The sequence below is a fragment of the Paenibacillus paeoniae genome (assembly GCF_003388735.1).
GTDB classification, from domain to species: domain Bacteria; phylum Bacillota; class Bacilli; order Paenibacillales; family Paenibacillaceae; genus Pristimantibacillus; species Pristimantibacillus paeoniae.
This window is the reverse complement of sequence record NZ_QUBQ01000001.1, coordinates 826,334-840,841: the sequence shown is the minus strand read 5'-3', so window position 1 is coordinate 840,841 and position 14,508 is coordinate 826,334. Positions and strand designations below refer to the sequence as shown.

The following is a 14,508-nucleotide window of genomic DNA, read 5'->3' as shown; positions in this document are numbered from 1 at the left end:
TTTCTTCCTTCTTTAATGAAAATCTACAAGTCCGGTGCAACCCGGCTATGCTGCCTTAACCGCCAGAAGCGGCGCTATTGGCTGCGGCCCGATATTGTTCGACGACCATGGAGAGCATCTCCAGATAGTCAGAGGCCCAGTCCACCACCGTCTCTCTATCCAAACGCCGGGCATTGTACGACCACACTCCGCCGATCTGAGATTCTCCCGTTTCGCTTGAAGCGGCATCCTCCCCTATATACAACACCAGATCAACTAATTCGAAGAGCTCTTCCTGCTCTTTGAAGCCGTGCCGTACCCCCCCTGCAAATAACGGGAACAGCGAATACTCATGCTCAGCTTGCGGACGTCGCTTGATTTGCCTTACGGCATAAGAATCGCCCGTTGCGACTGGCTTGCCCGCTAGGCGCAACAGCAAATCGAAGTCTTGCACTTCTGCAAAGTTTATCTCCTTCGGTGCGATCAATCCTTTGTCCGTCACCCATGGAAGAACAAGCTCCGTTATGCCGGACTGTCCTCGCCAGAAGTATAGATAGACGGCGAATGCGATAGCTTCCACCGGCAGCGATTGGGCTTCCGCTAGCTCTATCAGTCCCTCCGCTACGGCTTCGTCCAGCACAAACCGGATGTTGCCGGATCGCTCCATAGCATTATTGGCATTTGCGAAATTGTCAGGCATCGGCAGCCCGCTCCAATCCCAGCTTGCCTGCTCGCGATTTCTTGACTCCAGATGAGCTGCCAGCGAAGCAATCGTCGGATAGGTGAATAAATCCGTCACGCTGAGGCTTCCAGGATACAGCTCCTCCAGTCGTTGATGCGCACGCACCAGCAGCAAGGACTCTCCCCCAACATCGAAGAAGCGATGGTGAATGCCGAAGTCATCTCGCTGCAAGAGCTCGCGCCATACCGCAGCGATTGCCTGCTCGGTATCACTTGCCGCTTCTGCAAATTCCACTCCGCTATCCGGTGCGATCTCCGGCTCAGGCAGTGCCCCTCGGTCGACTTTCCCGTTTGGAGAAAGCGGCATGGACGAAAGCTCCACTACGACCGGCGGAACCATATAATCCGGCAGATGAGTCGCCGCAAACTCTCGCAGCGTCTGATGCTCCGTTTGCTCGGCACACACGACATAAGCGCATAGATATTCGCTGCCGCTTGCCGCCGTACGCTTCATAACAACCGCTTCCGAAACCGCCGGATGGCGGAGCAGCACATGCTCGATTTCTCCGCATTCAATGCGCAGTCCTCTCAATTTCACTTGATGGTCGATTCGGCCCAAATACTGAATCGTTCCATCCGGCAGCCATCTGGCAAGATCGCCTGTCCGGTACATCAGGCTGCCTTTCTTGAACGGATTGCGAACGAACTTCTCCTCCGTCAAATCCGGCCGCCCCATATACCCTCTCGCCAGGCCAACGCCGGAGATGCACAGCTCCCCGGCTATGCCTATAGGCTGAAGCGCCATCGTTTCGCTTACGATGTAGAGCGCGATATTATCAATCGGCTTGCCGATTGGCACTTGGACCGGTAGGGGTCCAACAGAGCAGTCGTAATAGGAAACGTCGACCGTTGCTTCCGTCGGGCCGTACAAATTAATGAGCTTGACGCCGAATGGAACACCAATTCGATCACGGAACCGCTTCGCCTGATCCGCGGTCAACGCTTCACCGCTTGCGAATACATGCGCAAGGCTCTCCAGCCTGGCCTCGCTGCGTAGCAAATCGGGATGCTCCAGGAACAGATGGAGCATAGATGGCACGAAGTGCATCGTGGTGACGCTGTATCGTTGAATCGTATTCAGCATAAGCGCCGGATCCTTCTCACCGCCCGGAGGCAACAGAACCATCTTTGCTCCCGCAAAGCTCCACCAGAACAGCTCCCATACCGATACGTCGAATGTAATCGGCGTTTTCTGCAGGATGACACTGTTCCCGTCCAGCCCATACTCCTTCTGCATCCAGCCGATTCGGTTGATGACAGAATGATGCTCGATCATAACGCCCTTAGGCTGTCCAGTCGATCCCGACGTGTACAGAACATAAGCAAGCGAGCTGGAATCATGCAGCTTTTCCACAGGGGATGCGTCCTGCTCCATCGCAATGACTTCATTCACATCCCGTACTGGGATGATGGCATCCAATCCCTCCGGCGCCCCACTTTGAATCAAAGCCAGCTTCGCGCCGGAATTATCCAGCATGTACTGGATCCGCTCCTGCGGCAAACCCGGGGCAAGGGGCACATAAGCTCCGCCCGCTTTCAACACGCCGAAAATCGCAATCATCATCGCCAGGCTTCGATCCATGACGACAGCCACGCGTTCCTCACGCATGATGCCTTGCTTCCTAAGCGCCCTCGCCAGCCGATTCGATTGTTCGTCCAATTCTGCGTAAGTCAATTGCCCCTCTTCCGCCAGAATGGCAACCGCTTGCGGCGTTTTTACCGCTTGCCCTTCCAAATAAGCTTCAACCGTCAAATGACTTGCATAAGGAACGGTTGTCCGGTTAAACGCCTCAGCCTGCTCCTTCGCATCCATAGGGTCGAGCAATCCGATTCCCGCCAGCGGGCGCTCCGGCTCGGCCAGCGCAAGCGTCAATATACGCAAGTACCATTCAGCCATTCTCTGTATGCTGTCAGCGTTAAACAGGGTAATGGCGTATTCAATCGTTAAAGCCATTCCTTTAGCGCCTTGATCCGCGATCTCAAACGTTACATCCAGCTTCGATACGTGATTGTCCAGCACCTTGGCCGCGAATTGCAGCGAGTCGGCCGCTTTCTGGCCAGCCTCCATATGCTGCATAACAAACATGGTGTCGAACAGCGGATTGCGGCTTAAGTCGCGCGGCACTTCCAGCATGGTCACCATATGCTCGAACGGAAGTAAACCGTTGTCGAGCGCGGCAAGCGCCGCTTCCTTCAACTGTTCGGCAAATGCTCTGAACGAAAGCGCGCCGGACGGCTTGCTCCGAATCGGCAGTGTATTGACGAACATGCCGACCAAATCTTCAGTACCGGGATGGAAGCGTCCAGCGACCGGTGTCCCGACGATCAGATCGTCCTGCCCTGTCATCAGATGCAGCAGCGTATGATAGCCGGCGAGCCAAATATGGAACGGTGTCACGCCCCAATGCTCTGCTTCGGACTTCACCAGTCCGGCAAGTGTTGCAGGAATGGGAAGCGCCAGCTTAGCTCCGGCGAAGCTTTGCTCAGGCGGCCGCGGATGATCAGTCGGCAGTTGAAGGACGGGCAACGTGCCTGACAGCAATGCCGTCCAATAATGCTCCTGCTGACTTCTCTCATCTGAAGTCATCCACTCCTGCTGCCAGAGGGAGGCATCCTTATACTGAATCGATAGCGGCGGCAAGGATTGGCCGCGGTATAATTGCTCGAAATCATGGGCCATCACGTTCATAGACACGCCATCGGCTACAATATGGTGAATATCCAGGAGCAGCGTGTTGCGGCCAATACTGTCCGTAGCCAGGAAAGCCCGGATGAGCGGAGCTTCGCGCAGATCGAACGGCTGAATTGCCTCACGAGCCCATGCCTCCATGTCCGCTTCATCCGATAGGCGATGCAAGTCCAGTTCAATTGAAATATGGTCGTGAATACGCTGCATCGGCTTGCCGTCCACCCATTCAAAGCTTGTACGCAGCGGCTCATGACGATCGATCAGACCTTGAATCGCTGAACGAAGTCGATCTGCGTCCAGTTCACCATTGATACTTAACATGAGCGGCAAATTGTACGCCGTGCTTGCTGGATACAGCTGCTGCAGCACAAACAGTCTGTTTTGCGCCAACGACAATGGATAATGCGGCTGTCTTTCAGCTCGGACAATGACAGTAGCCGTTTTCTTCTCCGCAGCATCGATTCGGACTGCCATCTCGCGCAGCATCGGAGCCTCGAATACATCCTTCATCGCAAACGCTACGCTATAGCGCTGCTCAATCAGCCCTGCCAGCTGTGCAGCCCGCAAGGAGTGGCCGCCCAACTGGAAGAAATGATCGTCTCTGCCGATTACGCTGGCAGATCCTGCGGCTTCATCGTCCTCCGTAAGACCAAGAACGTTCATCCACAACTCTGCCAAACTTGTCTCCGTAACGGTAGCCGGAGCTTCACCGGAGGTCGCACCCGCCTCGGCAAATTGCGGCTGAGGCAGTCGGCCCCGGTCTGTTTTGCCGCTCGGACTTAATGGGAGCGCTCCCATAGCTACAAAATACGATGGCATCATATAATCCGGCAACAGCCCTCTAAGCGAGGTCAGCAGTGTCGGCTCATCCGGCATGATGCCATCCGCAGTGACAAGATAAGCGCAGAGCGCCTCCTCCCCCGCCCGGTCTGCAACAGCCATGACTACCGCGTCGCGGATGTCCTTCTGCCTAAGCAGCGCATGCTCGATTTCGCCGCATTCAATGCGCAGTCCGCGCAGCTTCACCTGATGATCGAAGCGCCCCAAATATTCAATGGTGCCGTCCGGCAGCCATCTTGCGCGGTCGCCGGTGCGGTACAGTCTCTCGCCAGCGGCGAACGGGTTGGGAACGAAGCTTTGCTCTGTCAGCTCCGGCCTGTTGCGATAGCCACGCGCAAGACCTGCGCCAGCGATGCATAGCTCGCCGGATACCCCAATCGGCTGCGGCCTCATCCTCTCGTCCACGATATGTAGCGAGATATTGTGAATCGGCTTGCCAATTGGAATCGGTCCCGCCGAATGGCCGGTACAATCATAGTAGCTGACATCTACCGTCGCTTCCGTCGGACCATACAGATTGATAAGCCGGGAGTCATAACCCTCCCGCTCCATCATGCTGTAGAAGGCTGATACATGAGGGGGCTTAAGCGCCTCGCCGCTTGCAAAGACAAACCGCAATGATCGAAGCTCGCTGCCTCTTCCGGTATCCTTCACATATGGCAAAAAGACGCCAAGCATAGACGGCACAAAATGCATGACCGTGACAGCCTGCTCTTCGATTGTGCGCAGCATAACCGACGGCTCCTTCTCCCCGTGAGGCTCCAGCAAATAGAGAGAAGCGCCGGCAAAGCTCCACCAGAACAGCTCCCATACCGATACGTCGAACGTAATCGGCGTTTTTTGCAATATGACGTCATTCTCGTCCAGAGGATAGGCCGTTTGCATCCAGTGGAGGCGGTTGATGACCGCCCGATGCTCCACCATTACACCCTTAGGCTTGCCGGTAGAACCCGAGGTATAGATCACATACGCCAAATTGCCAGGTCCAGCAGCCTGTGACAACAACGGCAAGACAAGCTCTTCTCCATCCGAAGCTGCCTCGGCGGCAAGCGAGTCGAGGTCCAGCACCTCTCCATGGAATGAAGGAAGGAAGCCGATCCATCTTTCCCCTGCCAATACCAAATGAGCTCCGCTATCTTCCAATATGCCGCGAATTCGCTCGGGCGGATGTTCCGGGTCGATGGGCAAATAGGCCCCTCCCGCCTTAAACACCGCCATAATCGCAACCATCATCGACAACGATCGGTAGGCAGCAATTGGCACCACGGTTTCGACCGTCACGCCCCTGCTTCTTAGAACAGCAGCCATACGCTCCGCTCGTTCATTAAGCTCCTTATACGTCAAGGAACCTTCGCTCGACCTTACTGCTGTCCGGTCCGGCCACCGCTCCGCCGATTCGGCGAACAAACCGTGAACCGTCCCCTCCTGCGGATAGGGATGATCGGTATGATTCCATTCGGCAAAACTGGCTTCATCCGCAGCTGTCGCCATCGCCACATCTCCGCAGTTCATTTCGGGCTGCTCAGCCGTCTGCTCCAATAGGTGAAGCAGCCGCTCCGCCAATCGCTCCATCGTGTCTCGACGGAACAGTCCTGTATTATATTCCAGTTCCGCCCTTAATCCCCCAACGCCATCGCTGTATACATCCAGCTTAACGTCCAGCTTGGACGTTCCGTGGCCGAAGGGGAGGGGCTCCATGCTCCAGCCGTCGCCGCGAAGGATGAGCTGCTCATCCTCAAATTGGTTGTGGACGATCAGCATCGTATCGAACAACGGGTTCCGCGATGGATCATGCGTAGACTTAACCGACTCCAGCATCCGTTCAAAGCCGATATCGCCATGCTCGTATGCGGCAAGCAGTCGTTCATGCGTCTCGCTTACAAAATCCTGAAACGCCAGCTCATCGGAAATCGTCATCCGAATGGGCAGGAACTGATTGAACATGCCGATCATCCGTGCTGTATCGGGATGAGTTCTTCCCGCAGCCAACGAGCCAATAACGAATTCATGCTGATGCGAGGTCCCCTTGAGCAACAGCGCATAGGCTGCAAACAGCAGGCTGTTCAAGCTGGAGCCGGCTCTCGATGACATCTCCTTCAGCCGTTCCGTCAAAGCGGACGAAATGTGGAACGTATACGTATCTCCCGCAAAGGTCTGGCGTTCGCCTCGCGGATAATCAAGCGGCATATCCAGCAGCGGCAACGGTCCAGCAAGCTGCTCCCTCCAATAAGCAAGGCCCGCCTTCTCCCGCTCCGAGCCATATTGCCGCCCAAGCCATGCGGCATAATCCTTGTAATGCAAGGAAAGCGGTGCAAGCTCCTCTCCATCAATCAATGCCGCCAGTTCCTCCAGCAGCAGCTTGACGGCAATGCCATCCGCCACGATATGATGCAGGTTAAGCAGCAGATAGGCATCTTCCCCCGCCGATGCCGGGCGGCAATAACAGGCGGCCAGCACCGGGGCTGCGGCTAGATCCAGCGGACGGTAAAACCCGCCGAAGCAATCCCCCAAGGACTGTTGCGAAAGATCTGCCGTTTGCATTTCAAAAGGAGCAGCGGCTTGAACGATTTGACTTGGAACGCCGTCGATGAACCGATACGACGTTCGCAGCGGCTCATGGCGGGCAATTAACGCCCGAATTGCCTCTTCAATTCTGGTCTCTTCCACTGTGCCTGACACTCTGAGCGCAAGCGGTATATGGTAGGCCATTCCGATATTCGCCATGCCCTCCGCCAAAAACATACGCTGCTGTGGCGGACTAAGCGGATAAGAGGCAGCCCCTGGGATAACGCTGATTGGCTCGTAGGCTTCTGTTGCCGCCGCGTCAATCCAGGTCGCCTGCTCGCGTATTGTCGGCAGGGCAAACACTTCCCGGATCGGCATACGAACGCGGCAATGCTTGTAGATTCCCGCTGCCAGAGCGGCAGCCTTCAAGGAATGTCCCCCATGCTCAAAGAAATTCTCGAGCACACCGATCTGATCGGCATGCAGCACCTCTTGCCATAAGCCAGCGACGATACGCTCCGTCTCCGTAGCCGGCTCTTCGTAAGGAACGGTCCTCGTTGCTCCAGCAATCATATCCACCGGCGCAGGCAGCTGCTTCTTGTCTACCTTGCCGTTCGCAGTAAGCGGCAGCTTCTCCAGCGAGATAAATGCGGACGGAATCATAAAAGCCGGAAGCTTGCCCGTCAATTGACCCCGAATGTCCCCCTGCCCCACCGTTTGCTCCGCGACGACATAAGCGCATAAGTACGGTGCGCCTTCGCCTTCCACAAGCACAACAACTGCTTCCTTAATGCCTGGGCAGTCCAACAATCGGCTCTCGATTTCCCCCAGCTCGATCCGGTAGCCTCTCAGCTTGACCTGGCTGTCGATCCGGTCCAGAAACTCCAGGTTGCCATCAGGCAGCCGGCGCACCAGATCTCCGGTTCGATACACCAGCGCCCCTGCACGGTGAGGATGGGGTTGGAATTTCTGAGCGGTTTGCTCCGGCAAATTCACATAACCCGCCGCCACTCCATCTCCCGCAATCCATAATTCGCCCGGCACAAGCGATGGCAGCAGTCGGCCGCTCTCATCCAGCACAAGCGCCTCCGAATGGGCAATTGGCGTACCGATCGGCACGGTCGCAACCGCTTCTCCGTCCCAGCTCTCCGCAATGGGATAGCAAGTAGCAAACACTGTTGTTTCCGTAGGTCCGTACACATGAAGCAAAACACCTGGCCCCAAAGCCTGGAACGCCTTGCGGATATGCCGTACGGAAGCCCGTTCCCCGCCAAATAAAATATGCTTCACACCATGCAGCGACTCCAGACCATGATCAACCAAAGTATTAAATAATGCCGTGGTTACAAAAAAGACCGTAATGCCGCTAACTTCGATCAGCTCGGTCAGCCTCAAAATATCAGCGACTTCCTCTTCGCCAACCAGCGTCAGCTTCGCACCGTTCAGAAGCGCTCCGTATATATCAAACGTTGAACCGTCAAACGCGTAATTCGAGAGCTGCAACAGCGCATCGCTTTCGGTAATGCGCACATAATCGGTATGGACGGCAATTCTGGACACATTGCGATGCGAGGTCATAATCCCTTTTGGTCTGCCCGTCGAGCCGGAAGTATACATCATATAAGCCAGGTCGTCGGCGGTGCCGTCAATGCCCAAGTTATGACGGGACTCATTTCTCCAGCTCCCATCCAGATCGTCCAAGTCGATCACATCGACTGTGCCGTGGGCCGCCTGAAAGCCTAGCTCCCTAGTCGCTGCCGCAGCCACGATAGCCCTCGCTTCCGTGTCCTGCAGCATAAACCGGATCCGCTCCTCGGGATACTGCGGATCTATTGGCACATAGACGGCGCCCGCTTTCAGCACAGCAAGCATCGCTGTAATCATATCGAGCGATCTCTTCAGCAGGAGTGCAACCTTGTCGCTCGGCTGAATACCGCCGCGCACAAGCGCATGTGCCATTCGATTAGCCCGCTCGTTCAATTCGTTGTAGCTATACGCCTGCGCGCCCATCTCTACGGCGATACGATCCGGCGAGAGGGATGCTTGCCGCTCGAACAGCCTGTGCAATGACAGCTCCTGCGTGGAAGCTGCGCCAGAGCGGCTCAGCTCCAGTAGATGCTCCCTCTCTTGTCCGTCGAGCGGATCGAGCTCTGCCAACGTCATCCCTGGATTTGCAGCAGCGGCTGCGGCAAGCGCAACATAATGCCGTGCCAATTGCTTGGCAGTCTCCTCATCGTACAGATCGAGCGCATATTCCAGCGTGAAGGCGATCCCTTCTCCCGTGTCCGTACATTCCCAGGTCAGATCGAACTTGGCTGATCCGGTATCGATTGCCCTTGGCGCATAAGCCACATCTCTGCTTCGCCATTCGGGAAGCTCCATGTTTTGTAGCGTAAAGACTGTATCGAACAAGGGATTCCGGCCGAACTCGCGTTTCACATTCGCCAGCTCCGCAATTTCCTCGTAAGGCACATCTCCATTGCCGATAGCCGCAAGCGCATCCCCATTAGCGCGCTTCAGCCATTGATCGAATGGCATCCCGCTCTCGCTGCGAAGACGAATCGGAACCATATTGATGAACATTCCGACAACATGCCGCTGCTCTAGTCTCATCCTTCTAGCGGCGGCTGTTCCGACAACCAGATCGGATTCTCCGGTATATTTGGAAAGCAGCGCGTAATATACCGAAAGCAGCACCGTGTACAGGGTTACGCCTTGACGTTCAGCCAATGCACGGAGCTCTCCAGCAAGCGCCGACTCAAGCTCGAACCGTTCAATAGCTCCGCGATAGCTTGGAGCTTGCGGTCTTGAGCGGGTTGTGGGAATGACAGAAGACGGCACGCCGTCTCGGTAGGCTTCACGCCAATCGTGCTGCTGGCGATCCAGCCCGCCGCTGCTCCTTCGCGATTCCTCCCATAACGCGATGTCACCGCTATGAATTCTCAATGATTGAAGTGCTGATCCATCGTACAAAGCCGCAAGATCACGCATCAATATCCCCATTGACGTGCCGTCGGTAATGATATGATGCATATCCAGCAGCAGCACGCTGGACTCACGTTTCCTCAGCACTAGCTCCATACGGAACAGTGGCGCTTGCTCCAAACGATAAGGCTTCAGGAAATCAAGCTGACGCATCGCCAGTTCCGAATCGGACCAGCCGCTTCCGTCAACAACTGCTAACGGCAGCTCCAGCGCTTCTTCAATGCGCTGCATGACAGCGTCTTCCTCCATGAAGAAAGAAGTTCGAAGCGACGGATGACGACGCATCAGCGCTTTCCATGCATCGCTGAATCGCTCACTATCAATCGGGCCATTCACTTCGATCGCAAACGGCAAGTGATAATTGAGCAGTCCCGGATTCAGCTCTTCCAAAATAAACAGCCGCTTCTGTGCAGAAGTCGCCGGATAATACGCTCGCTCCTCCGATTTGGTCAACGGTTGCGCCGCAGACTTATCGGCATCTCCATGATCCTTCGCTTTGTGATCCAGCAAAGCGGCCAGCGCCTCTACCGAATCATGCAGAAACAGCTCGGTGAGCGTAAGCTCAACTCCGAATTGCTCTTGAAGGCTGGCAGCGGCATACGCTGCCTTCAGCGAATTACCCCCTTGCTCCAGAAAGCTGTCCTTACGGCTAATGTGATTCTTCCCCAGCACTTCACGCCATATAGACATCACCTGCTGCTCGGTTTCCGTCACGGACTCCAAGCCGGAATCCAGACTTGATTCCGCGCCCGCCGCATCAGCTTGCTCCATCTCCATTGCAGCTGCCGCTTCGAACTCCGCGATTTCAGCCAGCACCTCTGCGAACGATCCTTCCTGGAGCGCCTCAGCGAGTACGTAGCGCTGGATTTTGCCAGAGGTCGTTTTCGGAATGCGCCGAATTGGCACAACATAGGCTACTTCCAGACCAGCCGATCTGTTCAGCAGCTTTCTCACATCTGCTGCTACCTGCAAAAATGCGGGTGTCTTGCCGCGGTATTGAATAAACACCGCGATTGCGTCCCGCTTGGTCATTTCATCCTGAACGGCGGTGATCGCCGTTTTCCCTATTTCGGCTCCCTTTAGAACACTGATCAACGCCTCCAGGTCATGCGGATAAACATTTTGCCCGTTGACGAAAATGACGTCCTTCATACGGCCGGTCACATATAAACGTCCATTCAGCATGAAACCCAAATCACCCGTATTCAGCCAGCCCTCTGGCGTGATGATTTGCTCGTTTACATCAGGACGCTTATAGTAACCTGAGGTTACGTTGCGCCCTCTAATATGAATTAAACCTACGCTTCCTTCTTCCGAAAGCTCGCCCGTCTCGGTGCAAATCTGCACTTCGCACTCCTGTACGGTAGATCCCAGCTCAACAATCTCGATAGCGGTGTGATCATCCGGCGCAGCCAGTTGCAGCGGCTCTCCAATCGCAAGAGACTTGCGCTCTAGCTTAATGGTATTTAGACGTTCCTCGGTGCCCGGGAAGGTAACGGCAAGACTCGCCTCAGCCAGCCCGTATACGGGAAAGATACAATTTTGCTTTAAACCATACGGCTGCATGGCCTCCAGAAAATCACGGCAATGGGCAGCTGATATCGGCTCCGCACCATTGAAGATCAGCCTAACGCAGGATAAATCCCACTCCGCCGCACCTTCCGGCTTCCAGTGCTGGAGAAAATGAACATAACCAAAATTCGGCGAAGACAGACAAGTAACCCGATGGCGGTTGGTCAGCTCCAGCCATTTCATGGGATGAAGCACAAATGTCGAGGTTGGCAAATGCAGCTGGTTCATCCCGCATAGGAGCGGGGATAGATGGAACCCAATTAGCCCCATATCATGCGTCAAGGGTAGCCAGCTGAGCGATGAATCCAGTTCCGTCGAATGTGCGCCAAACTGAATGGCGCGCATATTGGATAGCAGGTTGCCATGCGTCAGCACGACGCCCTTCGGGTCTCCTGTGGAGCCGGAAGTGAATTGGATAAAGGCGATGTCGCTCTCAGCAGCATCATATAGCGCCGCCTGACGCCCTTCTATGTCAAAAGCTGCTTCCAGTAACGCTGCGATCGAAATGCTGCCGGAATCCAGTTGTGCTGCCGCCTCTTCCTCCCCTTGCTTCAAAGCGTAGCCTTGAATGCCTGGCCAAAGCGCCTCATCGCAAAGCAATCTTGGCGATTCCAGCTGCTTCCACACCTGAATCAGCTTATGACGGCCTTCGTCCGTCCTCGCCGCCGTCACCGGAACAGGAATAATCCCCCCCAGCACGCAAGCCCAGAATAGAAGGATAAACGGCTCGTTCTCTTCTGTCTGCATAACAGCAAAGTCGCCTGCCCGAAGACCTTGATCGTGAAGTACCTGCAGCGCCCTGCCAGCTGAAGCCAGCAAGCTGCCATAAGACAAAAAGCGTTCTTGGCCGCTTTCGCAAAACCGAATACCCGCTTCACTTTGTTCGCGAGCCAGTAAAACGCCGGTCAAATTATGGATGTTATTCATATTTGGCATCCCCCGATTCGACTTTTTGTCACACCGTTGTGGAATGCAATTCCTGATACTCCTCCGTTACGATCCGATTCTGATCGTCCATAATGACGACATGCGGACGATAGGTGCGCGCAACGGACTCTTCCATCATCGCGTACGAGATAATAATGACGCGGTCTCCCGGCTGTACAAGCCTTGCAGCAGCGCCATTCAGGCAAATCATACCCGAGCCTCTTGGACCTGTTATGACATAGGTTTCGAGTCTCGCTCCGTTATTTATATTGACGACCTGCACTTTTTCGTTCTCCAAAATGTTCGATGCATCCAAAATATCTTGATCGATCGTAATGCTTCCTACATAATTCAAATTCGCTTCCGTGACGACTGCACGGTGGATTTTGGACTTGTGCATCTCTCTGAACATAAATACACTCTCCTTGTGGGGTGGTCTCTAAAAAAGAAATGAAGCCTAAACAAACCTCTTATAACGAACGACATTAACAGATACTTCTTATTAACGAACATTCAACCAGCAAATCTACCGTAATTCTCTCTGGTAAACCAAAAAATGAAAGCATTAAATCATAATGGGTAACGTAGTAAACGGAAGGTTGATCATGCTGAGCAGGTGAGTTCGTGATAGTGAGAGGGTCTTGCAGAATGGGTGAGGTCATGTTGATTAGGGTATTCGAAAGCATTAACGTGGAGAATGTACTAAACATTGATGAAGTCTACTCCTGATGAGAGTGTTCACTGTGAGGCAGAACAATGTAATTGTGTGTAGCGGTGATGGGTTAAAGCGTTGTTGCAAAAATAAAAAAGCTCATGCAGTTGTCAATGTGCAGGTTTCAGATGCAAAAAATGATATATATATCAGAAAAATGATATATACCCACGAAAATTCTTGCATCCTTAACCCCTATAGTAGAGGTAATTGTCCACTTGCGTAAGGGTGATAATCGTATCAAAAGAGGGGGAAATTCTATTATTTACAAGTAGGGACTACCAAAGATTAAGAGCCTTTTGTAAAAAAGCACTCCCTTTCCTACTGGAAAATAACAGCTTCACGTATAACAGGAGATTAAAGATCGTAACTTTGCTGCGGATGGATTGGCGGCAATATTGAAGCGCCTTTTTGCGGTCGTGACGGTTCAAATAGCCCAGGGTGTAATATTTGCTGGCGATGCCGATATCCATATACAAGAGCTGCTTCGATTTGTGGCTGATCGAGTCGGATTGCACAATTAATTCGCGAATATGCTCGCGCACCTTGATCGATTTGAAGCTGAGGCCTTCTATTTTGGCATAGATCTCTTCGTGAAGATGAATGGTATCGGGATCTAATAGCCAGCGATCGCAAAAGAAATAGAGACTGTCCGGCGATTCCTGATAAACGGAATGAGGCTTCGTCTGCAGGGCGATCCGGTAATGGTCAAAGAATCGGAGCAAATAGGTTGTATCTTCTCCCAAATGAAACTCCTCGTTGATCAACCCGACTTCATCCAGCAGCTCTCGCCGGAATACCATCGTATTGAGCTGAAAAAAATTGCGGGTATGCGACAGGAACGCTTCAAACAGCCCTTCCTCACATATAATGATCTCCCCGTCGTTTCTCGTATCGAACGATGTCCTCATCTTATTCAGCAACTGGCGTTCTACTTCATTATCGAAGTTGTAGGATTCTACCTCCCCATGCCGCTCCACCCAAAGAGCAAAGGTGACATCGGCCCCTGTAAGGGCATGTACGTTCATGCTGTCGCCCAGATGGCCCGGAAACCATTCGTCATCGGAATCCAGAAAGGCCAAATATTCGCCCCTCGCCGCCAGCATGCCCGTGTTCCGCGCGCCACCCGGCCCTTTTGACCGCTCATTGCGCACGTACCGAATTCTGGCATCTCTGTGCATCCATTCCCCGATAACGGCTTCTGTATCATCTATGCTGCGATCATCTACAACGATAAGCTCCCAGTTCGAATAAGGCTGACGTACGATCGACTCGATAGCGCCTGAGATAATCTTCGCCCGGTTGTAGGTAGGCATCACGATGCTTACTAGCTGCTCCACTCGCTCCACTCCATTCATTCAAGATTGGCACTCTCAAATCAAGGTCAGTGTATATGCGGAAGCAACTAGTAGTCAAGTCCATTTTTTTATAAATTTTGTAAAAAGAGATCCCTCAAATAATCAGTGCTTGACAGTCAGGCCAACAGCCGATGGCGATTACAATCGACGAGAATACCGGTCGTCAAGCACTGATTTCTGTTATGAGCCAGAATAGTATT

3 protein-coding genes are annotated in these 14,508 nt (G+C 53.8%); all 3 read right to left on the bottom strand.

Annotated elements, in window-relative coordinates:
- Nucleotides 1-55: 55 nt before the first annotated feature.
- The gene (locus DX130_RS03720) at nucleotides 56-12,238 is read right to left on the bottom strand and encodes a non-ribosomal peptide synthetase (RefSeq protein WP_116042936.1); all 12,183 of its coding nucleotides are present in this window, start codon (nucleotides 12,236-12,238) and stop codon (nucleotides 56-58) included.
- Nucleotides 12,239-12,266: 28 nt separating this feature from the next.
- A complete protein-coding gene (gene panD, locus DX130_RS03715) occupies nucleotides 12,267-12,650 on the bottom strand; it encodes an aspartate 1-decarboxylase (protein WP_116042935.1) in 384 nt (127 codons plus the stop codon).
- Between the two features lie 578 nt (nucleotides 12,651-13,228).
- Nucleotides 13,229-14,290: a glycosyltransferase family 2 protein gene (locus DX130_RS03710; RefSeq protein ID WP_116045715.1), complete on the bottom strand. Its 1,062-nt coding sequence runs from the start codon at nucleotides 14,288-14,290 to the stop codon at nucleotides 13,229-13,231.
- Nucleotides 14,291-14,508: the final 218 nt, after the last annotated feature.

Excerpts from the sequence above, each read along its gene's own strand:
- DX130_RS03720 (WP_116042936.1), bottom strand. The coding sequence starts at position 12,238 with ATGAATAACATCCATAATTTGACCGGCGTTTTACTGGCTCGCGAACAA.
- panD (WP_116042935.1), bottom strand. The coding sequence starts at position 12,650 with ATGTTCAGAGAGATGCACAAGTCCAAAATCCACCGTGCAGTCGTCACG.